The organism is Micromonospora sp. NPDC047620 (genome assembly GCF_043205005.1).
In the GTDB taxonomy this organism is placed as follows: Bacteria; Actinomycetota; Actinomycetes; order Mycobacteriales; family Micromonosporaceae; genus Micromonospora.
Genome location: NZ_JBIDDG010000014.1, coordinates 62,783 through 84,815 on the forward strand (window position 1 = coordinate 62,783; position 22,033 = coordinate 84,815).

Consider the following 22,033-nt stretch of genomic DNA (forward strand, 5'->3'; position numbering starts at 1 on the left):
AAGGCACGGCGCATGAGCATCAGGAAGTTCGCAGTGGCCGGAGCGACCGGCCGGCTGGGACGCAACGTCGTCGACGTCCTCACCGAACGGGGGCACCAGGTCGTTCCGATGTCCCGGGCCACCGGCGTGGACGTCATCACCGGTGACGGCCTCGCCGAGGCCCTCACCGGGGTCGACATCATCATCGACGTCGCGTCGTGGCACGCCTCCGAGCAGCCTGCGGCGACGGAGTTCTTCCGCACGTCGGCCCGCAACCTGCACAAGGCCGGCCAGCAGGCGGGAGTCGCTCAGATCACCGTCGCGTCCATCATCGGCATCGACAAGGCCACCGCAGGCTTCGGCACCGCCAAGAAGGTGCACGAGGAACTCCACCTCGCCGAACTCCTCCCCGTCCGCATCCTGCGGGCCGCGCAGTTCCACGAATTCGTCGGTCAGTTCCTGGACTGGCGGCAAGGCGACGTCGCCTACGTCCCGGCCTGGCCCAGCCAACTCGTCGCGGCTCGCACGGTGGCCAAGGCGCTGGTCGACCTGGCCACCGACCCCGACGCGCCCGCCCGGCCCGCTCCGGGAACGCCGATCCCCGAGATCGCCGGACCCCGCAAGGAGAACCTCGCCGAGGCGGCCAAACTCCTTGGCGCCCGCCGGAACATCAAGGTCGTCGGCGTCGACAACCCCAACCTGCCCGACGCCGAGTACGCCGCCGGCGGAGGGCTCCTGCCCGGCCCGCACGCCAAGCTCGCCGGACCCACCTTCCAGGAGTGGCTCGACACCCAACCCTGACCCGGCCGGGGCCGGCCGCGCCCGGCCGGCTCACCGGTCTCGGTACCGAGCCGCCGCGCGAACGATCCCGCGGCGCGCGACACCAACTAGTGAGGACGAAAGTCATGGCACACACGAAGGCGCAGGCTCCGGCGGTCACATCGCGCCGCTGGGCCGCGCTGTTCTTCATCGGGCTGGGCCAGCTCATGATCATCCTGGACGCGACCGTCGTGAACATCGCGCTGCCGTCGCTCCAGCGCGACCTGGGGATCTCCGACGGCGACCGGCAGTGGATCCTGACCGGGTACACGCTGGCGTTCGGCAGCCTGCTGTTGCTCGGCGGCCGGATCGCCGACTACACCGGCCGTAAGCGGGCCTTCCTGGTCGCGCTGCTCGGCTTCACCGCGGCGTCGGCGCTCGGCGGCGCGGCGACCAACTTCGAGATGCTGTTGACCGCCCGCGTCCTGCAGGGCGCATTCGGCGCGCTGCTCGGGCCGTCCGCGCTCTCCCTGCTGACGGTGACGTTCACCCAGCCCAGGGACCGCGCCAAGGCCTTCGGGATCTGGGGCGCCATCTCCGCCGCGGGCGGCGCGGTCGGGCTGCTGGCCGGCGGGGCACTGACCGACTACCTGGACTGGCGCTGGTGCCTCTACGTCAACATCCCCCTGGCGCTGATCGCGGCGATCGGCGGGTACGCGGTGCTCGCCGAGTCGCGGCGCGCGGGCAAGGCCCGCTTCGACATACCCGGCGTGCTGCTGGTGACCGGCGGGCTGGTCGCGATCGTGTACGCCACCAGCCAGGCCGAGTCCGCCGGCTGGCGCTCGGCGGAGGTCATCGGCCTGCTGGCCGCCGGCGCGCTACTGCTCGCCGCCTTCGCCCTCGTGGAGAGCCGGGTGCGGCAGCCATTGCTGCCGCTGCGGGTGATCGCCGACCGCACCCGCGCCGGTGCCTACCTGTCCGTCGGCATGGCCGTCATCGGAATGTTCGGGGCGTTCCTCTTCATGACCTACTACATGCAGGTCGTCAAGGGATACTCGCCGGTCAGAACGGGCGTGTCCTTCCTTCCGATGGTCACGGCGGTCCTGATGTCGGCCGGCGGCCTCGCCACCCGGTTGCTGCCCAAGCTCCCGCCGCGGGCGCTGATCGTGCCCGGCATGCTCATCAGCTGCTGCGGCATGCTATGGATGCTCACCCTCGACGCCGGCACCGGCTACGCCGGCGGCATACTGGTCGCGCAGCTTCTGCTCGGCTTCGGCGCGGGCATGATCATGCCGGTGGCCCTCAACTACGCCACCCACGGCATCGACCAGGGCGACTCGGGCGTGGCCTCGGCCAGCTTCAACACCGCGCAGCAGATCGGCAGTTCGATCGGCACCGCGCTGCTCAACACCATCGCCACCGGCGTGACCGTGGACTACCTGGCCTCGCACGGCTCGGGCCCGGCCGTCGCCAGGCAGGCCATGGTGGAGGGCTTCGGGGCGGCCAGCGCCTGGGCCGCGGGGATCATCGCGGTTGGCGCGCTGATCGTCGCCGTGCTGATGAACGCCACACGCCCCGGTCGCCACGCAGCCACCGAAGGCGCCGGGAGCGCCGAGCCGCTGCTCGTATCCGCCTGAGGGCCCATCCGGGTCGCCCCGCGTGCCGGCGCCGCACGAGCTGGGGAGGTAGCGGGGCTCGCCGGTGCTGGGGATGCGCAGCACGCGGGCCAGCGCGTCGAGGGCGGCCGGATAGGCGTGCGAGGGCGGGGTGGCGTAGCCGACGACCAGGCCCTGCGGGTGCTCCCCGGGGGCGTGCCGGTGCCGGCCGAGGGCATCCAGCGCCAGTCCGTGGCGGGCGGCCTCGGCCAGCACCTCCGCCTCGGCCGGCCCGCGTCCCGCAGCACGGCGACCAGCAGGACGAGCGCCTGCGCGTACCCGGTGGTGACCACGATCCGGTCAGGGTCGGCCAGGACGCCCCGGGCGCGGCCCAGGTAACCGGCGGGCGCGGTGCGCAGCTCGACCCGCCCGCGCGGGTCGCCGTAGCCGTAGGCGCTGACCGTGCCCCGGGACAGGCCGAGCTGCGCGGCGAGCGCCCGGGTGGCGGGCAGCCGGGTCGACGGGCCCAGCCGCCCGTCCCGGACCGCGTCGCGCAGCGCCCGCTCCAGCCCGGCCCGGCGGCCGGTCGACGCGTCCAGCTCCAGGTGCAGGTCGACGCCGAAAGCGGCCCAGTCCATCGGCACGGGATTGGAGCTTAGAGCCGGGCCACCGCCGGCCGAGAATGGGCGCATGATCGACACCCTCGCCGGCCGGGCGGCGGCGCTGCGCGCGCTGCACCGGCCCGGAGACCCGCTGGTCCTGCCCAACGCCTGGGACGCCGGCTCCGCCCGCCGGGTCGCCGCCGCGGGCTTCCCGGCCGTCGCCACCAGCAGCAGCGCCGTCGCCGAGTCGCTGGGCCACGCCGACGGCGAGGCCACCCCGCCCGGGGAGATGTTCGCCGCCGTGGCCCGCGTCGCCCGCGCGGTCGCCGTCCCGGTCACCGCCGACCTGGAGCGGGGGTACGGGCTGCGCCCGGCCGAGCTGGTCGAGCGGCTGCTCGACGCCGGGGCGGTGGGGCTCAACCTGGAGGACTCCGACCCGCGCACCGGCGGGCTGGTCGACGCCGGGGAACAGGCCGACCTGCTGGCCGCGGTCCGGGCGGCGGCCGACGTGATCGGGGTCCCGGTGGTGCTCAACGCCCGGATCGACGTCTTCCTCCGCCCCGCGGAGGACCTCGCCGGCCCGCTCGACGAGGCGGCGCGCCGTGCCGCGCGCTACCTGGCCGCCGGCGCGGACTGCGTCTACCCGATCCTGCTCGCCGACCCGGCGGCGCTGTCCTCGCTGGTGGAGGCCGTGCCCGGCCCGCTGAACGCGTTGGCCCGCCCCGGCGCGCCGGCGGTGTCGGAGCTGGCCGCGCTCGGGGTCGCCCGGGTCAGCTACGGCGGTGGCGTGTACGACGCCGCCCGCGCACACACGGCCCGGCTGCTCGACGTCGTCCGGGCCGGCGGCGACCCGTTCGTCGGGGATCACCCCGCCGCGTCCGGTTGACCGCCGGCCGCCGGGCCGGGAAAGTAATCGGATGAGTCGCGCTGACGAGACCCGGGACGGCGTGTCGCTGACCAACCTCGACCAGCCGCTGTCCGATGGCGACGACGCGACCAAGCGGGACCTGGTCGACTACCTCGACGCCGTCCACGAGCGGATCCTGCCGCCGCTGCGGGGCCGGCCGCTGTCGGTGATCCGGGTCCGGCCCGGGCAGCCCGCGTTCATGCAGAAGAACCTGCCGAAGTACACCCCGGACTGGGTCCGCCGCACCTCCGTCTGGGCCGAGGCGTCCCACCGCGAGGTCTCGTACGCGCTCTGCGACGACCGGCGCACCCTGCTCTGGTTCGCCAACCAGCGAGCCGTGGAGTACCACCCCACCCTCGCCACGGTGGACGATCTGCACCGCCCCACCCATCTGGTGCTCGACCTCGACCCGCCCGAGGGAGACTCGTTCGGGCTGGCGGTGGCCGCCGCCCTGCTGGTCCGGCAGGCGCTCGCCGACGCCGGGCTCACCGGCGCGGTCAAGACCAGCGGCGCCAAGGGCGTGCACGTCTTCGTGCCGGTCGCGGCGGGCGCCGCCGTGGAGGACATGGCCGCCGCCACCCGGGCGGTCGCCGCCCGCGCCGAACGGCTGGACCCGGCGCTGGCCACCACCGCCTTCATCCGGGAGGACCGGGGCGGCAAGGTGTTCGTGGACTCGACGCGGGCCGGCGGGGCGACCGTGGTGGCCGCCTACAGTCCCCGGCTGCGGCCGGGCGTGCCGGTGTCCTTCCCGGTGGACTGGGCCGACCTGGGCGACGTCTCCCCGGCGGACTTCACGATCCGCACCGTCCCGGCGCTGGTCGCCGACCGCGACCCGTGGGCCGAGCGGATGCCCGCGCCGCAGCAGCTCCCGGCGGACCTGGTCGCGGAGGGGCACACCATCCCGATCGCGCGGGTGCAGGCCATGCACGAGGGCAAGCGCCGGGCCCGCGCCCGCCGCGCCGCCGGCTGACGTACGCGTGCATCCCCGGCGGCTGACGTGCGGCCGCCGCGCCGGCGGCTGACGTGCGTGCGTTTCCCCGGCGGCTGACGTGCGGCCGCCGCGCCGCCGGGGCCTGTGGGCCCGCCGGGGCGCCTCCGCCCGCGCTACCGCTCGCCGGGTCGGACGAGCCCGCTCTCGTAGGCGATCACGACGAGCTGGGACCGGTCCCGGGCGTGCAGCTTGGCGAGCAGGCGACTGACGTAGGTGCGGGCGGTGTCCGGGCTGAGGTGCAGGGCGGCACCGATCTCCGCGTTGGACCGCCCGGCGCCGACCTGGGCGAGGACGTCGCGTTCCCGCTCGGTGAGCCCGGCGAGCCGGGTGCCGTCGGGCACGGGGGAGCGGGCGGCGGCGGCGAGGACCCGGCGGGTGACGGCGGGCGACAGCAGCGCGTCCCCGCCGGCCACGGTGCGTACGGCGGCGCGCAGGGCGTCGGGCGCGGTGTCCTTGAGCAGGAATCCGGCCGCCCCGGCGCGGATGGCGTCGAAGAGGTACTCGTCGTCGTCGAAGGTGGTCAGCATGACCACCTGTACGTCGGCGAGGCCGGGGTCGGTCAGGATGCGCCGGGTGGCCTCGATGCCGTCGGTGCCCGGCATGCGGACGTCCATGAGGACGACGTGCGGCCGGTAGGCCCGGACGGCGGCCAGGCCGGCGGCGCCGTCGGTGGCCTCGGCGACGACGGTGATGTCCGGGTCGCGTTCGAGCAACGCGCGAAGCCCGGCGCGGATGAGATGCTGGTCGTCGACGAGGACGACGCGGAGGGTCGTCACGGCGGGGGCCCGGACAGGGGCAGGCGGACGGACACCCGGAAGCCGCCCGTCCCGGCGGTGCCGGTGTGGACGGTCCCGCCGAGCAGGGCGACCCGCTCGGACATCCCGCGCAGCCCCTGGCTCCCGCCGCCCCGCTGGCTCAAGCCGCCCGGTGCCAGCCCCCCGCCGCACAGCCCTTGGCTGCCACCGCTCCGCACCGGGCCCCCGCCGCCCGGTGCCTGGCTCCCACCGCCCTCCCCGGGCGGCGCGGCGGCGCCCCGGCCGTCGTCGACGACCTCCAGCGCCAGGTGGGAGCCGGTCGCCCGGACGGTGACGTCGACCCTCGTGGCCCGCGCGTGTCGCAGCGCGTTTGTCAACGCCTCCTGCACGACCCGGTAGGCGGTCGTGCCCACGACCGCCGGCAGCGCGCCGACGTCGCCGTCGACGCGCAGGTCGACGGCGAGCCCGCTGCGGCGGACGCCCTCCGCCAGGGCGGCGAGCTGGTCGACCCCCGGCGGTGGCCGGCGGACGCCGGTGTCGCCGCGCAGGGTGCCCAGCGTCGCGCGCAGCTCGGCCATCGCGCTGCCGCCCGCCGACCGGATCGCCGCCAGCGCCGCGTCCACCCGCTCCGGTGCCCGGTCGGCGAGCGCCTCCTGCGCCACCGCCGACTGGAGTGTGACCACGGACATCGTGTGCCCGAGGGTGTCGTGCACCTCCCTGGCGATGCGCAGCCGCTCGGCCTCGACCTGCCGGGCGGCCTCCCGCCGCCGCTCCTCGGCGGCCGCGACCACCTGCCGGGCCAGCTCGGCCCGCAGCGAGCCGCGGTGACGGACGGCGTCGCCCAGCGCGACGACGGCCAGCATCAGCGCCGCCTCGGACCCGAGGCCGAAGCCCAGGACGATGCCGGCGTCGTCGCCCTCGGCCAGCCGCGATGCCACCGACGCCGCCAACAACGCCCCGCCGACCACCGCCGCCCACAGCGCCCGGCCCCGTTCCGCCGCCGCGTACAGGACGGCGGCGGCCGGCGCGGCCAGGCCGATCGGCGGCAGGTCCAGCGTGTAGTACGCCGTGATGCCGAGCGCGGTCGCCAGCAGCGCCGGCACGGGCCGGGCCCGGGCGGCGAGCAGCAGAGCCCCGAAGCCGACCGCGAATCCGTACGCCGCCGGGGCACCCGGCGCGTCGCCGGTGGCCACGGCCGCCGCGACCAGGCAGAAGGTGGACAGGCCGAGCAGGGCGTCGGTGCGGTTGGGGCGGGATACCGGCACGCCACGAGCGTAGGACCAACCGGGCGCCGGCACTGTCGCCCGGGCGCGTCCGATCGCGGCCGCCGGCTACGTCGGGAAGCGACCGCGATCGCGCGGACGGGCGACCGGCCGGCGCCGGCGCACGCCGGGAAGCGACCCGGATTCGCGCTTCCGGGCGGCAGACCGGTGGCGGCAGCCGGCCTAGCGTCGACGACGACCACGCGGACGGCGCCGGGACGGCGCGGCGGATCGGCAGGAGGAACCATGACCCGCAACAGGCTGACCTGGACGGTGCTCGTCGCTCTGGTGTGGGCGTCGATGCTGTCGTTCGGCGGCGTCGCCGCCGAGACCGTGATGCTCTACCCGAACATCTTCGACGACCCGCCGGCGTCGCTGGACCGTGCCCGCGAGTTCCTCGTGGCGGGCGGGCCGAGTGACTACTTCCCGCCGCTCGGCGCCGCCGTCGTCCTCACCTGTCTCGCCGCGGTGGTGCTCACCTGGCGGAACCCCCGGCTGCGGTGGTGGATCGGCGGCGCGGCGGCGGTGTTCGTCGGCTGTGAGTTCCTGTTCTCCGTGTTCTTCTTCTGGCCGCGCAACGAGATCATGTTCGTCGACCCGGTCGGCACGCATTCCCCGGAGTACCTGCGCCAGGTCGCCGCGGAGTTCGTCGCCGGGCACCGCGTGCGTCTCGTGGGCGGCGCGGTGACGTCCGCGTTGGCCTTCACCGCGCTGCTGCGCTGGGCTCGGGACACCGCGCCACGGACCTGAGCGGGACGACCACCGGGGCGGACGCGTAAGCGTCCGCCCCGTTCGTGTTCGCGTGCCCCGGCAGGATCCGAACCGGCCTCCCCGTACGGCCGGCACGTGTCCTGTGTCGACCATGATCCGTTAGGTAATGTCCCGCTCATGATCGCGCGGCCCCTCGCTTCGCGTTCATGGCGATTCCGCGCCGCAGCGGCCCTCGCCGCCGTCGTGTCACGCCTCGCGGACCCGGTCGGGCGCGGGCGGCGAGCCCGATCTTGAGGAGGATTTTGGTGACCAGAGCCAGTGCGAGGATTCTCGCCTTGATCGTTGGTGTGCTCTTCGTCCCGTTGAGCCTGGTCGGATGCGCGGGGAACGAGGATTCGGGGGAGACCAGGATCTTCGAGATCGAGAACACGGAAGAGGTCTTCGGCAGAGCGGATGAGAAAGAGGTGACCGTCAGGAAGCACTACATGATCCTGAACCCACCCGAAGACCTGACCGAACTGAAGGAGTTGGTGGACAAGTACGGTGAGGAGCACCCGATCGAAGAGGGAATCAAATCAGCAGAGGGAAAGACCCGGTTCTTCCACATGTACTTCTACCGGGAGAGCGACGACTTGCCGAGGGACTGGCAGCCCGATGAAGGTTATATGAGCACGGACCGGCTGGAACATCACAGGAACGATCTCATAGCGGCAACGAAGTGGTCGGACACCGACCCGCAGAAAAAGTACGACATCTACGACAAGAGCAAGGAAGGAAAGGTGCTCAAGAGGCTGCAGTTCGTCGAGGATCGGCTTGTCGAGTGAGGCCCGTGCCCGCCTCCCGGGCGCCGGCATCGCGGCGCCATGCCGGCCTCGGCTTCCCTGGGATCGCCTGATGTTCCGGCCGACGTACCCGATTCGTACCGCGCGGCTCACCCTCCGCCCGGTCACGCTGGACGACCTCGACGACGTGTACGCGTATCAGCGCCGACCCGACGTCGTCCGCTGGATGCTCGGCGCCGAGCCGCGTACCCGCGAGCAGTCGCGGGCGTCGGTGCTCGCCATGGCGGGCGAGGACGCGCTGCGCGCGGAGGGAGACTGCCTGACTCTGGCCGTGGCCACCGATGGCGGGGTGATCGGGACCGTGGAACTGGTCTGGCGCAGCCGGCGCGACCGCACGGCGGAACTCGGGTACGTCTTCCACCCCGACCACGGGGGTCGCGGGCTGGCCACGGAAGCCGCTACGGCTCTCGTGGACTGTGGTTTCAACGAGTTCGGGCTGCACCGGATCTACGCCCAGTGCCACGGCCGGAACGAGGCGTCCGCCCGCCTGACGATCCGGCTCGGCATGCGCCAGGAGGCGCACCACGTCGACAGCTACCTCTTCCGGGGAGAGTGGGCCGACCGGCTCGTCTTCGCCGTCCTGGCCCGCGAATGGCGGTCACGCGCCGCGAATCCAGGCGGCTGAGGCCGTCATCTGGGCGGCGCCGTCATAGCCCCCCGCATGCGTCCTCAGCGGATCATGATCCGATCGTTAGTCTCGGCGCATGATCGCGCTGCCCCTTGCCTCGCGTTCCTGGCGACTCCGCGCCGCTGTGGCCGCTGCAGCCGTCCTGACGCAAGGGGCGTAACCCCTGAGGTTCTCGACCTGGAGGTCCGTAAGCTGCTTCCGCGCCTCGCTGAGACGACCGACTACCATGTGCGGAATGATGCTCCGTAGCGCGTAGACGTGGCGGGGGAATGCGATAGCGGCGGCATTGTTTGTTGCTGCCGCCGCAGTCGCGTTTCTCTCTTGGGTCGTGCCCGTCGTGGTGTGGCCCGAGAATCGGCAGATTGCGGCCGAGGATTTACTTGTTCCGGCGGAGACCATCGACGAGTTCGTGCCGGAGGCGCTGACGCGGGAGGAAATTTCGATCTGCCGACTGACGCCGACACGCAGGTTCGGCGGTGGCAGGTCGGTGACAGGAGTGTCAGTGTCCGGCTCGAAATCACCAAGGCAAGGAACCCGTTTTGGGGCCGAGTCGCGTGGTTGCAGGACAGTCCGGAAAGCGGCTACCGGGATGACTTCCCTCATACTTCCTCATCTATGATCCAGCTGGTTGACGCCGATGATGCGGCCTCTATCTGCGTTCATGGTCGAGGCGCTGATTGCAGAATTTCTTCCTACTGGCTCAGATTCGGTCAGTATCTCGTTCAGATGGCCATCACCAACCAGGGCTCCGGGGCCTCTCACGCCGATTTTCGGAAGGATGAGATGCTGGTGGCGGTTGCGCGCCACCTGCGGGGCAAGCTGGAATCCTGAGACGATCCGCAGACGTACTGCCGCAGGCGAGGTCTGCGACCGGACGTCCGACGCCATCCGGCACCGTTCGTGAGCTGCGGCGAAGCCCTTGTAAGGACGCAGGCGAACGCCGCACGACCTGCGGCACGCCGCCGTGTCGACGTGGCTCAACGGGGGTTTGCCGCCGACCGGGTAGCCGAGTGGGCCGGGCAGTCCGTCGAGGTGCTGTTTGAGGAGCTACGCCAAGTGCCTGGACGGCGGTGACGCAGCTCTCCGGCAGCGCATCGAGCGAGCCCTAGGCCACGACCGACCCGCGCCGAGACTTCGGCACGCATGTGGCACAGACGCCTGCCACGGGCCGCTGACGGCCGGACATGGCCGGACATACGATGAAGGCCGCTGACCGGGTTTTCCTGGTCAACGGCCTTTTCGTGCTGGTCGCGGCTTCCTTAGCAAGTGTGCCCCCGGCAGGATTCGAACCTGCGCCCCCGCCTCCGGAGGGCGGTGCTCTATCCCCTGAGCTACGGGGGCTCAGCGACTTGAGAAGACTAGCAAATGCCTCCCCGGAACGCCGAATCGGTATCCGGTGATCGTCCTCGTGTCGCCGACCCGGGTGGGAGCGGGACCGAAAGGCCTGGCCGGCGCGGGTCAGGCGGCGACGGCGCGGCCGCAGCTGGGCAGCGGGTGCAGCACGATGCGGCGGGGCAGCCGGCGGGGCCACTCGTTGCGGGGCCAGGAGCCGTCGACGATCAGGTGCACCGTCCGCTGCTCCTCGCCGCTGAGCCGCAGCACGAAGTCGCGGGGGAGCGGCGGGTCGACCGACGGCGTGGTGATCATGAAGCGCACCCGGCCGCGGGACGAGACGGCGGAGATGACGTCCGCCGCCGGCATGGTGCCGCGCAGGCGTACCCGGCCGATCCAGTAGACCTCGGCGAGGTGCTCCTGGGCGGCCCGGGTGATGGCCGGGTACTCGCTGCGCACCCAGCGCTCCACCGCGCCCACGCAGAGCCCGCAGGCCCGCTCCCGGGGCTCCCGCGGGCCCAACCCCCAGGCCCGCAGGTACGCCCCGACCGCCCCGGCGTCCATCGGCAGCTCGAAGCGGCGCTGGATGAGGGTGTGCAGGCTCTGCCGCGTCCACAGTTCCTCGTCCAGGCCCAGCTCGTCGGGGTAGACGCCCCGCAGGGCGTCGATCAGTTCGAGTTCCTGTTCGCGGCTGAGCGTTCCCGGCTCGCCCTGCCGCTGTCCGCGACGGACGGCTGCCACCGCCCCGTCACCGCCGATGGTGTGGCGTCGGCACCAACTGGTGACCGAACGCCGTGCGTCTCTCAGTGCAACCCCCACGTCCTGCGCAACGAGCCCGAATCGCAACTGGTCACGATATGTGTGGAGAAAACTCCCTTAGTGAGGCAATCGGTCATGCCGGTCGCTAGTTCGCGTATAATGCCAAACCGGGCACGGGCTCCGGCGGGAACGGCGAGAGGTCCGGGTCGGCCGGGTGAACCGGCGCGACGCGGACCTCTCGACGGATGAGCGGTGCGGCGGGGGCGGGTCAGCCGCCCAGGCGCTTCAGCGCGTTCTGCAGGTTGGTCAGGTCCTTGCGCTGGGTGTTCTTCATGGTCTGGGCCGTCCGGACGACGTCGGGCTCGTCGCTGGCGTCGAGCACGCCGTCGATCATGTGGATGCCGCCCAGGTGGTGCTTGATCATCATCTGCAGGAACAGGACGTCCAGTTCCCGGCCGTCGGCCGCGCGCAGCTTCGCCATCTCCTCGGGGGTGGCCATGCCCGGCATCAGCCCGTTCTTGACCAGGCCGGCGCCGTCGGACATCCAGGACATCGGCGGCTCGCTGCCCGCCGGGTCGAGCCCCCACGAGCGCAGCCACGCCTGCATGATGCCGAGCTCGCCCTGCTGGGCGGTGGCGATGTCGCCGCCGATGCTGCGGACCTCCGGGTCCGTGCCCCTGTCGAAGGCGATCAGGCCCATCTCCACCGCCTGCGCGTGGTGGGTCGTCATGTCCCGGGCGAAGCCCGCCTCCGCCGAGGTCTCGCCCGGCCGGGTGAGCCCGGGCGTCAGCAGGCCGCCGGCGTACCCGAGGAGCAACCCGACCACGACGGCGAGAGCCAGCGCGGCGGTGCCCCAGCGGCGCGCGGACGGCCGCCGCTCCTCCGGCGCGGCCGGCTCGGCGGTATCGATCATGGTCGGGGTGCTCATCGTTCTCCTCAGCCCATCTGGTTGCCGTCGCGCGGCGCGGTGCCGGTGGCGGTGATGCCCTGGCTGCACAGCGCGGTCGGCCCCTCGACCGAGGCGTTGACCCGCAGCGCCTTGATGAAGTCGTCGATCCGGCTGTCGCCGGCGTTGTCGACCTTGAGCTGGTAGCCCCAGGCCTGCAGGGAGATCGGCTTGTCCAGCCCCTCGAACGGGCTGAGCATCATCTTCTCCTTGCCCTGCACCTTCTCGGTCAGCTTCGCCACCTGGTCGGCGGGCAGGTCGGGACGGTAGGTGATCCACACCGTGCCGTGCTCCAGGCTGTGCACCGCGTGCTCGTTGGCGACCGGGGCGTCGTAGACGTCACCCATGCAGTTCTGCCAAGCCGCGTTGTGCGGGCCGGCCACCGGCGGCAGGATCGAGTAGGTGATCGGGCCGGTCTGGTGGTTGCCGCCCGTGACGAGGTCCTTGTCCTTCTCGCGGAAGTTGACGATGCCCTGGATGTCGGCCGCCCGGTCCTCCCAGGGCTTGGAGCCCTGGAACGACGCCCAGGCGCCGTAGCCGATGATCGACACGGCGAGCACGCCCACGGCGACGAAGAGCGCGATGGGGCCCCAGGAGCGGCCCTGGCTCACCTTCACCGGCGTGACCGGCTTGCGGCCCTTGCCCCCGGCGCCCGGGCGGGGACCCGTCGGCTTGCCGGACCCGGCCTTGTTGCCGGAGTCGGCCTTGGCGCTGCCGGACCCGGCCTTGCCGGCGCCCGCGGCCGGCCGGCCCGCCGCCGGCTTCTTGCCGGTGCTGACGGTGGTCGGACGGCGCTCGGGGCCGCCACCCGGTGTGCTGATGCTCATCGTGCCTCGTCAGGTCGGTCGGTCAGGGGATCCGGCGGGCCGGTTTCACACTCTGGGTCGCCGCCGCGGGTGCCGAGTCTACCCCCGATAACATGGATCGGTGACTCCCGCAGAACTCGCCGAGGTCGTCCTCTCCGCAGCCCACGCCGTCTTCACCAAGCGGGGCCTGGACCGCTCCGCCCTGCCGGACTCCACGGCGGTGGAGCGACCTCGCAACCCCGAGCACGGCGACTACGCCTCGACGCTGGCGCTCCAGCTCAGCAAGAAGGTGGGCGTCCCGCCGCGCGAGCTGGCCACCGCCCTCGCCGAGCAGCTCGGGCGGGCTCCGGGGGTCAAGTCGGTGGAGATCGCCGGCCCGGGCTTCCTCAACATCCGGCTCGACGCGGCCGCCGCCGGCCAGCTCGCCCGGACGATCGTCGAGGCCGGCGAGGAGTACGGCCGCGGCGAGCGGCTCGCCGGCCAGCGGATCAACCTGGAGTTCGTCTCGGCGAACCCGACCGGCCCGGTGCACATCGGCGGCGTCCGCTGGGCGGCCGTCGGCGACGCGCTCAGCCGGCTGCTGCGCGCCACCGGCGCCGACGTCGGCACGGAATACTATTTCAACGACGCCGGCTCCCAGATCGACCGGTTCGCCCGTTCCCTGCTCGCCGCCGCGAAGGGCGAGCCGGCCCCCGAGGACGGCTACGCCGGGGCGTACATCACCGAGATTGCCGACGCGGTCCGGGGCATCCGTCCGGACGTGCTGGAGCTGGACGACGCCGCCGCCCAGGAGGTCTTCCGGGTCGAGGGCGTCGCGCTGATGTTCGAGGAGATCAAGACCTCGCTGCGCGGCTTCGGGGTGGAGTTCGACACCTACTTCAACGAGAAGGACCTGCACGACCGGGGCGAGCTGGACCTCGCCCTCGAGCGGCTGCGCGCGCAGGGCCGGGTGTTCGAGAGCGACGGCGCGACCTGGCTGCGCACCACCGACTTCGGCGACGACAAGGACCGGGTGCTGCGCAAGTCCAACGGCGAGTGGACGTACTTCGCCGCCGACTGCGCCTACTACCTCGACAAGCGCGAGCGCGGCTTCGAGCGGGTCGTGATCATGCTGGGCGCCGACCACCACGGCTACATCGGCCGGATGAAGGCGATGGCCGCGTGCTTCGGCGACGACCCGGAGCGCAACCTGGAGATCCTGATCGGCCAGATGGTCAACCTGGTCCGCGACGGCGCCCCGGTCCGGATGAGCAAGCGGGCCGGCACGGTGGTGACCCTGGAGGACCTGGTCGACGCGATCGGCGTCGACGCTTCCCGCTACGCGCTGGCCCGCTACTCCAGCGACTCCCCGATCGACATCGACGTCGAGCTGTGGACCCGGGCCACCCGCGACAACCCGGTCTACTACGTCCAGTACGTGGCGGCCCGGACGGCCAGCGTGGGCCGCAACGCGGCCGAGGTGGGGCTGACCCGGGGCGACGCCGAGGCGTTCCGCCCCGAGCTGCTCGGGCACGAGAAGGAGAACGAGCTGCTCAAGGCGCTCGCCGAGTTCCCCGCCGTGGTCGCCACGGCGGCCGAGCTGCGGGGGCCGCACCGGGTGGCGCGCTACCTGGAGGAGCTGGCCGGGGCCTACCACCGGTTCTACGACGAGTGCCGGATCCTGCCGCGCGGCGACGAGGAGGCCAGCGACCTGCACCGCGCCCGGCTCTGGCTGAACGACGCCACCCGCACCGTGATCGCCAACGGGCTGCGCCTGCTGGGCGTCTCCGCTCCCGAGAGGATGTGACATGCGCGCACACGAGGCCGGTGCCCTGCACGGGGACATCGGCAGCCGGGGACCGGCGTGGCTGCGTACGCCGGCCGACGTCAACGCGCTGGTGCCGCAGCTATGGCCGCGCAACGTGACGCGCGGCGGCGACGGGGTGCTCACCGTGGCCGGGCTCGGCGTCGGCGACCTCGCGGCCGAGTTCGGCACGGCGGTGTACGTCCTCGACGAGGACGACCTGCGCTCGCGCTGCCGCGACTTCCGCACCGCCTTCGACGGCGTCGACGTCTACTACGCGGGCAAGGCCTTCCTCTGCCGCGCCGTGGTCCGGATGATCGCCGAGGAGGGACTGCACCTCGACGTGTGCACCGGTGGTGAGCTGGCCACCGCGCTGTCAGCCGGAATGCCGCCCGAGCGGATCGGCTTCCACGGCAACAACAAGTCGGTCGGCGAGCTGACCCGGGCGCTGGACGCCGGGGTCGGGCGGATCATCCTCGACTCGTTCCACGAGATCGACCGGCTCACCGCGCTGGCCCGGGAGCGGGGCGTCCGGCCGAAGGTGATGATCCGCGTCACCGTCGGCGTCGAGGCGCACACCCACGAGTTCATCGCCACCGCGCACGAGGACCAGAAGTTCGGCTTCTCCCTCGCGGGCGGGGCGGCGGCCGAGGCGGCCTTCCGCGTGCTCGACGAGGGCGTGCTGGAGCTGCGCGGACTGCACTCGCACATCGGCTCGCAGATCTTCGACGCCAGCGGCTTCGAGGTCTCCGCCCGCCGGGTGCTCGGCCTCCAGGCGCAGATCCGCGACGCGCGCGGGGTGGAACTGCCCGAGCTGGACCTCGGCGGCGGCTTCGGCATCGCGTACACGACGCAGGACGACCCGGCCGCGCCGCAGGACCTGGCGAAGCGGATGCGCCGGATCGTCGAGTCCGAGTGCGCCGCCGAGCGGCTGGCGGTGCCGCACCTGTCGATCGAGCCGGGCCGGGCGATCGTCGGGCCGGCCGTGTTCACCCTCTACGAGGTCGGCACGGTCAAGGACGTGGACGGGATCCGGACGTACGTGAGCGTGGACGGGGGGATGAGCGACAACATTCGCACCGCGCTCTACGACGCGTCCTACTCCGCGACGCTGGCCTCCCGGGCGTCGGCCGCCGAGCCGATGCTCGCCCGCGTGGTGGGAAAGCATTGTGAGTCCGGGGACATCGTGGTGAAGGATGAATTCCTGCCCGCCGACGTGCAGCCCGGAGATCTTGTCGCGGTGCCCGGCACCGGCGCCTACTGCCGGAGCATGGCCAGCAACTACAACCACGTGCCCCGGCCCCCCGTGGTCGCGGTGCGGGCCGGCCAGGCACGTCTGATCGTCCGGCGGGAAACCGAAGAGGACCTGCTCGCATTGGATGTGGGATGACGTCACCTGTGCGCCTGGCGCTGCTCGGCTGTGGCACGGTCGGTAGCGAGGTGGTCCGGCTGCTGCACGAGCAGTCGGCCGACCTCGCCGCCCGGATCGGCGCCCCGCTGGAGATCGCCGGCATCGCCGTACGCCGTCTCGGCCGCGACCGGGGCGACCTGCCCGTCGACCCGGCCCTGTTCACCACCGACGCGCTCGGCCTGGTCAAGCGCGACGACGTGGACGTGGTCGTCGAGGTGGTCGGTGGCATCGAGCCGGCGCGGAGCTGGCTCGTCGAGTCGCTGCGGGCCGGCAAGAGCGTGGTCACCGCCAACAAGGCACTGCTCGCGGAGGACGGCGCGGCCCTGCACGACGCGGCGGCCGAGGGTGGCGGCGACCTCTACTACGAGGCGTCCGTCGCCGGGGCGATCCCGCTGCTGCGCCCGCTGCGGGAGTCGCTGCACGGGGACCGGATCAACCGGGTCACCGGCATCGTCAACGGCACCACCAACTTCATCCTCTCCGCCATGGACGCCACCGGCGCCGGCTTCGCGGAGGCGCTGGAGGAGGCCACCGAGCTGGGGTACGCCGAGGCCGACCCGACCGCCGACGTGGAGGGCTTCGACGCGGCGGCCAAGGCGGCCATCCTCGCCTCGCTGGCGTTCCACACCCGGGTGGGCGCGGCCGACGTGCACCGGGAGGGCATCACCGAGGTCACCGCCGCCGACGTGGCCAGCGCCAAGGCGATGGGCTGCACCATCAAGCTGCTCTGCATCGCCGCCCGGGGCGTCGACGCCGCCGGCCGGGAGACGGTCAGCGTGCGGGTGCACCCGGCGATGATCCCGCTGACCCACCCGCTGGCCGGCGTCGGCGACGCGTTCAACGCGGTCTTCGTCGAGGCCGAGGCGGCCGGGCAGCTGATGTTCTACGGGCGGGGCGCCGGTGGGGCGCCGACCGCCAGCGCGGTCCTCGGCGACGTGGTGGCGGTCTCCCGCAACCGGCTCGCCGGGGTGCGCTCGGCCAGCGAGTCCGCGTACGCCGACCTGCCGGTGCGGCCGATGGGGGAGGCGCTCACCCGCTACCACATCAGCCTGGACGTGGCGGACCGGCCGGGCGTGCTGGAGGCGGTGGCCGGCGTCTTCGCCCGGCACGACGTCTCGATCGCCACCGTGCGGCAGGGTCCGGCGGGCGGCGACGCGGCCGGCCGGGGCGAGGACGCGGACCTCGTCATCGTCACCCACGTGGCCCCGGACGCGGCGCTCGCCGCCACCGTCGGCGAGCTGCGCGGACTGGAGATCGTCCGGTCGGTGGCGAGCGTGCTGCGGGTCGAGGGCGGGGCGTGACGGCGTTCGCGTCTCGCCAGATGGTTAACGACGGGTGCGCCGCGGGCGGGCCGGGCAGGCTGGTCCACGCTGACGGTGCCCCCGGCCCAGCGGGGCGATAGAGCGAGGAGAGCGACATGTGGCGGGGTCTGATCGACGCGTACCGGGACCGGCTGCCGGTCACCGACGTCACGCCCGTCGTGACCCTGCACGAGGGGAACACCCCGCTGCTGCCCGCGCCGGTGCTCTCCGCCCGGCTCGGCTGCGACGTCCACCTGAAGGTGGAGGGGGCCAACCCCACCGGCTCGTTCAAGGACCGGGGCATGACGCTCGCGGTCTCCAAGGCGGTCGAGGCCGGCAACAAGGCGATCATCTGCGCCTCCACCGGCAACACCAGCGCGTCCGCGGCGGCGTACGCGGCCCGCGCCGGCCTGACCTGCGCCGTGCTCGTGCCGCAGGGCAAGATCGCGCTGGGCAAGCTGGCCCAGGCGCTGGTGCACGGCGCGAAGCTGCTCCAGGTGCAGGGCAACTTCGACGACTGTCTGTCGCTGGCGGCGAAGCTCGCCCAGGACTACCCGGTGGCCCTGGTCAACTCGGTCAACATCGACCGGCTGCACGGCCAGAAGACGGCCGCGTTCGAGATCGTCGAGGCGCTCGGCGACGCGCCCGACATCCACTGCCTCCCGGTCGGCAACGCCGGCAACGTCTCCGCCTACTGGATGGGCTACTCCGAGGAGCTGCGGGACGGCAACGCCACCCGGGCCCCGAAGATGTACGGCTTCCAGGCGGCCGGCGCGGCGCCGATCGTCACCGGCCAGGTGGTCCGCGAGCCGTCCACGATCGCCACCGCGATCCGGATCGGCAACCCGGCGAGCTGGACCAGGGCGCTGGACGCCCGGGACTCCTCCGGCGGCCTGATCGCCGCCGTCACCGACCGGGAGATCCTGGCCGCGTACCGGCTGCTGGCCCGCGAGGTCGGGGTCTTCGTCGAGCTGGGCAGCGCGGCCAGCGTGGCCGGCCTGCTCCAGCAGGCCGCCGCCGGCAGGATCCCGGCCGGCTCGACGGTCGTCTGCACGGTCACCGGGCACGGCCTGAAGGACCCGGAGTGGGCCATCTCCACCGCTCCCGCTCCGATCACCATCGCCAACGATCCGCTGGCCGCCGCCCGCTCGCTCGACCTGGCCTGAACCACGCCTGGTCCCGCCCGTCCTGTGGGCGGGACCGGGCGCGGGGGCGGCCGGTGCGCGCCGCAGCGGGTGCGGGAGACTTCTCCTGCCCCGCAACCGTCCTCTCTCCAGGAGTGAGCCACGCCGATGTCGGTGCTCGCCAGATTCAGCCTCGCCAATCGGGGGCTGATCGCCCTCATCGCGGTGGTGACCACGGCGTTCGGAGCGTTCGCCGTTCCGTCGCTGAAGCAGCAACTCCTGCCGTCGCTGGAGTTCCCGGCCGCGTTCATCGTGGCGGCGTACCCGGGCGCCGGCCCGGAGGTCGTCGAGTCGCAGGTCACCGAGCCGATCGAGAACAGCCTCCAGGGCATCCCCGGCCTGGACAAGGTCACCTCGACCTCGCGCGAGGGCTCGACGACCGTCCAGGTGCAGTACGAGTTCGGCACCGACCTGGACGACGTGGTCAACAAGATGGAGACCGCGCTCAACCGGATCGACACGCAGCTGCCGGAGGGGGTCGACCCGCAGGTCATCGCCGGCAGCACGGACGACCTGCCCGCCGTGGTGCTCGCCGCGTCCGGCGGCGCCGACCAGCGCGCCCTCGCGGAGAAGCTGCGTGGCACGGTCGTGCCGGAGCTGGAGGCGATCGAGGGGGTCCGGTCGGTCGACGTGACCGGCGCCCGGGACGACGTCGTGGTGGTCACCCCGAATCCGGCGAAGCTGGCCGCGACGAAGCTCCAGCCGGCCGCGATCGGCGCCGCGTTGAAGACCAACGGCGTGACGGTGCCGGCCGGCGCGGTGGCCGACGGCACCCGGGCGCTGCCGGTGCAGGTGGGGACCCCGCTCGCCACGCTGGACGACCTGCGCGGCATCGTCGTCGCGCCGTCGGCCGGGAAGGCCGCCCCGGTCCGCCTCGGCGACGTGGCCACCGTCGAGCAGCAGCTCGCCCCGGCCACCGCGCTCACCCGGACCAACGGCAGGGACAGCCTCGGCATCGCCGTCACCGCGGCCCCCGACGGCAACGCGGTGGAGATCTCCCACGAGATCCGGGACCGGCTGGCCGAGCTGCGGGAGGCCTCCGGCGCCGAGCTGACCGTGGTCTTCGACCAGGCGCCGTTCGTCGAGAAGTCCATCGAGAGCCTGACCACCGAGGGCCTGCTGGGCCTGGTCATGGCCGTCATCGTCATCCTGGTCTTCCTGCTGTCGATCCGCTCCACCGTGGTCACCGCGGTCTCCATCCCGCTCTCGGTGGTGGTCGCCCTGATCGCGCTCTGGATCGGCGACTACTCGCTGAACCTGCTCACCCTCGGCGCGCTCACCATCGCGGTCGGCCGGGTGGTCGACGACTCGATCGTCGTGTTGGAGAACATCAAGCGGCACCTGGAGTACGGCGAGCCGAAGCGCGAGGCGATCCTCGCCGCAGTCCGCGAGGTGGCCGGCGCGGTGACCGCGTCCACCCTCACCACGGTGGCCGTCTTCGCGCCGATCGCGCTGGTGGGCGGCTTCGTCGGGCAGCTGTTCGCGCCGTTCGCGATCACCGTCACCGTGGCCCTGCTCGCCTCGCTGCTGGTCTCGCTGACCGTCATCCCGGTGCTCGCGTACTGGTTCCTCAAGCCCACCGGCGGCACGATGGACGACGCCGCGGTGCGCCGGGCGGCGGAGGAGAAGGAGCTGCGCAGCCCGTTGCAGCGGGCGTACCTGCCGGTGATCGGGTTCGCCACCCGCAAGCGGGCCACCCGCTGGATCACCCTGGGGCTCGGCGTGCTCGTGCTGTTCGGCACGTTCGGCCTGTCCCGTCAGCTGGAGACCAACTTCATCGACGACTCCGGCCAGGACACGCTGAGCATGACGCAGGAGCTGCCGGCGGGCACCGGGCTGGCCGGCACCGACGCGGCGGCCCGCCAGATCGAGGCGGTGCTGGAGCGGACCGACGGCATCGAGACGTACCAGGTGACGGCGGGCGGCGGGGACAACCCGTTCGCGGGCGGCGGCAACAACGTCGCCACATGGTCGCTGGCCCTCGGCGGCGAGACCGACGCCAAGGAGATGCGGGAGGTCCTGCGCCGGGAGATCGACGCGCTCGGCGCGGCCGTCGGCGAGGTCAGCTTCGGGGCCGGGCAGGGCGGTGCCGCCGCCAACCAGTTGGAGGTGGTCGTCCAGGCCACCGACCCGGAGGCGCTGAACCGGGCAGCCGAGGAGGTCCGGGCGGCGATGGCCGGGGTGGCGGGCGTGGCGGACGTCTCCACCAGCCTCGCCACCCGGGTGCCGCGCGTCGACGTCACCGTCGACCGGGTCGCCGCCGGCCGGGCCGGGCTCACCGAGGCCGCCGTCGGCCAGCTGGTGGCGCAGGCGTTCCGGGGCGCGCCGCTGGGCCAGGTGACCCTGGACGGCGGGCAGCGGGACGTGGTGCTGCGGTTCGCGGGCAAGGTGCCGGTCTCCGTCAAGGAGTTGCGCGCGCTGCCGGTGGGGCCGGTGAAGCTGGACGACATCGCCGACGTCACCGTGGCCGAGGGGCCGCAGCAGGTGACCCGGATCGAGGGTGAGCGCAGCGTCTCGGTGACCGGTACGGCCACCGCCTCCAACCTCGGCGCCACCACCCAGGAGTTGCAGAAGAAGCTGGACGCCATCGACGTTCCGGGGGCGACCTTCGCCATCGGCGGCGTCAGCGCCGACCAGGAGGAGGCGTTCGCCGACCTGTTCCTGGCCGTGCTCGCGGCCATCGCCATCGTCTTCCTGATCATGGTGGCGACGTTCCGTAGCCTGACCCAGGCGCTGATCCTGCTGATCTCCATCCCGTTCGCGGCGACCGGCGCGATCGGCCTGCTGCTGGCCACCGGCACCCCGCTGGGCGTGCCGGCGCTGATCGGCGTGCTCATGCTGGTCGGCATCGTGGTGACCAACGCGATCGTGCTGCTCGACCTGATCAACCAGTACCGGGCGCAGGGCATGGGGGTCCGGGAGGCGGTGGTCGAGGGCGGCCGGCGCCGGCTGCGGCCGATCCTGATGACCGCGGTCGCCACCATCTTCGCGCTGCTGCCGATGGCGTTCGGCCTCACCGGGGAGGGCGGCTTCATCTCCAAGCCGCTGGCGATCGTGGTGATCGGCGGTCTGCTCAGCTCGACGCTGCTCACCCTGATCCTGGTGCCGACGCTCTACACCATGGTCGAGCACGCCAAGGAGAGCATCCGCTCCTGGCGGGCGCGCCGGTCCGGCGGCGCGACTCCGGCGGCCCCCGCAGCCGGCGTCCGGGACGCCGGGGCGGAGCGGGCCGGCGAGCTGGTCCCGGTGCCCGCGGCGCCGTCGGCAGGCGCGGAGGGGGCCGCCCGGCCGGCGCCGTCGGCCGCGCTGGTGGACGGCACGGACCAGTTCGAGGTGCTGCGGCTGCCGAAGAGCCGCAGGTCGCCGCTGCCACCGGCCGAGTAGCGCCCGTACGTCCGTGGACGCCCCCGGCCCGTTCCGTCCGCCGGGGGCGTCCGCGTTCGGTCAGGTAACCGCCGGACGCCGTGGCGCGCCGGCCAC

At 73.0% G+C, this 22,033-nt stretch carries 18 protein-coding genes and 1 tRNA gene; 13 read left to right on the top strand and 6 right to left on the bottom strand.

What is annotated here, in order from left to right:
• Positions 1-12 precede the first annotated feature (12 nt).
• The 4 genes from ACGF5C_RS18905 to ACGF5C_RS18920 all read left to right on the top strand — a co-directional run bounded on the left by ACGF5C_RS18905 (position 13) and on the right by ACGF5C_RS18920 (position 4,812).
• Positions 13-780 (top strand): SDR family oxidoreductase, encoded by a 768-nt coding sequence (locus ACGF5C_RS18905; RefSeq protein ID WP_393303242.1) that lies wholly within the window; start codon positions 13-15, stop codon positions 778-780.
• 104 nt (positions 781-884) lie between these two features.
• Positions 885-2,375, top strand: coding sequence for an MFS transporter (locus tag ACGF5C_RS18910; RefSeq protein ID WP_393303244.1), 1,491 nt, complete (start codon positions 885-887; stop codon positions 2,373-2,375).
• Positions 2,376-3,023: 648 nt separating this feature from the next.
• The gene (locus ACGF5C_RS18915; protein ID WP_393303246.1) at positions 3,024-3,821 is read left to right on the top strand and encodes an isocitrate lyase/phosphoenolpyruvate mutase family protein; all 798 of its coding nucleotides are present in this window, start codon (positions 3,024-3,026) and stop codon (positions 3,819-3,821) included.
• Between the two features lie 31 nt (positions 3,822-3,852).
• Positions 3,853-4,812, top strand: coding sequence for a DNA polymerase domain-containing protein (locus ACGF5C_RS18920; protein WP_393303248.1), 960 nt, complete (start codon positions 3,853-3,855; stop codon positions 4,810-4,812).
• Positions 4,813-4,946: 134 nt separating this feature from the next.
• Here the strand turns inward: ACGF5C_RS18920 and ACGF5C_RS18925 are convergent, their stop codons facing one another.
• Both ACGF5C_RS18925 and ACGF5C_RS18930 read right to left on the bottom strand, forming a co-directional pair.
• Positions 4,947-5,609, bottom strand: coding sequence for a response regulator (locus ACGF5C_RS18925; RefSeq protein WP_393303250.1), 663 nt, complete (start codon positions 5,607-5,609; stop codon positions 4,947-4,949).
• Positions 5,606-6,853 carry a sensor histidine kinase gene (locus ACGF5C_RS18930; protein ID WP_393303252.1) on the bottom strand — a complete coding sequence of 416 codons (1,248 nt, stop codon included), beginning with the start codon at positions 6,851-6,853 and terminating at the stop codon, positions 5,606-5,608. Before ACGF5C_RS18930 ends, ACGF5C_RS18925 begins: the two co-directional genes overlap by 4 nt.
• Before the next feature lie 243 nt (positions 6,854-7,096).
• Here ACGF5C_RS18930 and ACGF5C_RS18935 point away from each other — a divergent pair, with 243 nt between their 5' ends.
• From ACGF5C_RS18935 to ACGF5C_RS18950, 4 genes are all read left to right on the top strand, one after another.
• A complete protein-coding gene (locus tag ACGF5C_RS18935; protein ID WP_393303254.1) occupies positions 7,097-7,600 on the top strand; it encodes a DUF1772 domain-containing protein in 504 nt (167 codons plus the stop codon).
• A gap of 266 nt (positions 7,601-7,866) precedes the next feature.
• Positions 7,867-8,385, top strand: a complete 519-nt coding sequence (locus tag ACGF5C_RS18940; RefSeq protein WP_393303256.1) for a hypothetical protein — start codon at positions 7,867-7,869, stop codon at positions 8,383-8,385.
• A gap of 70 nt (positions 8,386-8,455) precedes the next feature.
• The gene (locus ACGF5C_RS18945) at positions 8,456-9,028 is read left to right on the top strand and encodes a GNAT family N-acetyltransferase (protein ID WP_393303258.1); all 573 of its coding nucleotides are present in this window, start codon (positions 8,456-8,458) and stop codon (positions 9,026-9,028) included.
• 618 nt (positions 9,029-9,646) lie between these two features.
• On the top strand, positions 9,647-9,862 hold the full coding sequence (locus ACGF5C_RS18950; protein ID WP_393303260.1) for a hypothetical protein: 216 nt from the start codon (positions 9,647-9,649) through the stop codon (positions 9,860-9,862).
• A 438-nt stretch (positions 9,863-10,300) separates the two neighbouring features.
• On the opposite strand, the gene ACGF5C_RS18955 is transcribed toward ACGF5C_RS18950, so the two are convergent.
• The 4 genes from ACGF5C_RS18955 to ACGF5C_RS18970 form a co-directional block, all read right to left on the bottom strand.
• A tRNA-Arg gene (locus ACGF5C_RS18955) sits at positions 10,301-10,372 on the bottom strand.
• Between the two features lie 117 nt (positions 10,373-10,489).
• Positions 10,490-11,182 (bottom strand): winged helix-turn-helix domain-containing protein, encoded by a 693-nt coding sequence (locus ACGF5C_RS18960; protein ID WP_393303483.1) that lies wholly within the window; start codon positions 11,180-11,182, stop codon positions 10,490-10,492.
• 208 nt (positions 11,183-11,390) lie between these two features.
• Positions 11,391-12,050, bottom strand: a complete 660-nt coding sequence (locus ACGF5C_RS18965; RefSeq protein WP_393303262.1) for a DUF305 domain-containing protein — start codon at positions 12,048-12,050, stop codon at positions 11,391-11,393.
• Between the two features lie 8 nt (positions 12,051-12,058).
• Complete coding sequence (locus tag ACGF5C_RS18970) at positions 12,059-12,895, bottom strand: DUF3105 domain-containing protein (RefSeq protein ID WP_393303264.1); 837 nt, start codon at positions 12,893-12,895, stop codon at positions 12,059-12,061.
• A gap of 100 nt (positions 12,896-12,995) precedes the next feature.
• On the opposite strand from ACGF5C_RS18970, the gene argS reads away from it, so the two are divergent.
• From argS to ACGF5C_RS18995, 5 genes are all read left to right on the top strand, one after another.
• The gene (gene argS / locus ACGF5C_RS18975; RefSeq protein ID WP_393303266.1) at positions 12,996-14,660 is read left to right on the top strand and encodes an arginine--tRNA ligase; all 1,665 of its coding nucleotides are present in this window, start codon (positions 12,996-12,998) and stop codon (positions 14,658-14,660) included.
• A gap of 1 nt (position 14,661) precedes the next feature.
• On the top strand, positions 14,662-16,047 hold the full coding sequence (lysA, locus tag ACGF5C_RS18980) for a diaminopimelate decarboxylase (protein ID WP_393303268.1): 1,386 nt from the start codon (positions 14,662-14,664) through the stop codon (positions 16,045-16,047).
• Between the two features lie 8 nt (positions 16,048-16,055).
• Complete coding sequence (locus ACGF5C_RS18985) at positions 16,056-17,369, top strand: homoserine dehydrogenase (RefSeq protein ID WP_393303485.1); 1,314 nt, start codon at positions 16,056-16,058, stop codon at positions 17,367-17,369.
• A 116-nt stretch (positions 17,370-17,485) separates the two neighbouring features.
• Entirely contained in the window at positions 17,486-18,535 is a 1,050-nt protein-coding gene (thrC, locus tag ACGF5C_RS18990) for a threonine synthase (RefSeq protein ID WP_350703632.1), read from the top strand.
• 126 nt (positions 18,536-18,661) lie between these two features.
• Positions 18,662-21,937: an efflux RND transporter permease subunit gene (locus ACGF5C_RS18995; protein WP_393303270.1), complete on the top strand. Its 3,276-nt coding sequence runs from the start codon at positions 18,662-18,664 to the stop codon at positions 21,935-21,937.
• Positions 21,938-22,033: the final 96 nt, after the last annotated feature.

Excerpts from the sequence above, each read along its gene's own strand:
- ACGF5C_RS18905 (WP_393303242.1), top strand. The coding sequence starts at position 13 with ATGAGCATCAGGAAGTTCGCAGTGGCCGGAGCGACCGGCCGGCTGGGA.
- ACGF5C_RS18910 (WP_393303244.1), top strand. The coding sequence starts at position 885 with ATGGCACACACGAAGGCGCAGGCTCCGGCGGTCACATCGCGCCGCTGG.
- ACGF5C_RS18915 (WP_393303246.1), top strand. The coding sequence starts at position 3,024 with ATGATCGACACCCTCGCCGGCCGGGCGGCGGCGCTGCGCGCGCTGCAC.
- ACGF5C_RS18920 (WP_393303248.1), top strand. The coding sequence starts at position 3,853 with ATGAGTCGCGCTGACGAGACCCGGGACGGCGTGTCGCTGACCAACCTC.
- ACGF5C_RS18935 (WP_393303254.1), top strand. The coding sequence starts at position 7,097 with ATGACCCGCAACAGGCTGACCTGGACGGTGCTCGTCGCTCTGGTGTGG.
- ACGF5C_RS18945 (WP_393303258.1), top strand. The coding sequence starts at position 8,456 with ATGTTCCGGCCGACGTACCCGATTCGTACCGCGCGGCTCACCCTCCGC.
- ACGF5C_RS18950 (WP_393303260.1), top strand. The coding sequence starts at position 9,647 with ATGATCCAGCTGGTTGACGCCGATGATGCGGCCTCTATCTGCGTTCAT.
- ACGF5C_RS18965 (WP_393303262.1), bottom strand. The coding sequence starts at position 12,050 with ATGAGCACCCCGACCATGATCGATACCGCCGAGCCGGCCGCGCCGGAG.
- ACGF5C_RS18970 (WP_393303264.1), bottom strand. The coding sequence starts at position 12,895 with ATGAGCATCAGCACACCGGGTGGCGGCCCCGAGCGCCGTCCGACCACC.
- lysA (WP_393303268.1), top strand. The coding sequence starts at position 14,662 with ATGCGCGCACACGAGGCCGGTGCCCTGCACGGGGACATCGGCAGCCGG.
- thrC (WP_350703632.1), top strand. The coding sequence starts at position 17,486 with ATGTGGCGGGGTCTGATCGACGCGTACCGGGACCGGCTGCCGGTCACC.
- ACGF5C_RS18995 (WP_393303270.1), top strand. The coding sequence starts at position 18,662 with ATGTCGGTGCTCGCCAGATTCAGCCTCGCCAATCGGGGGCTGATCGCC.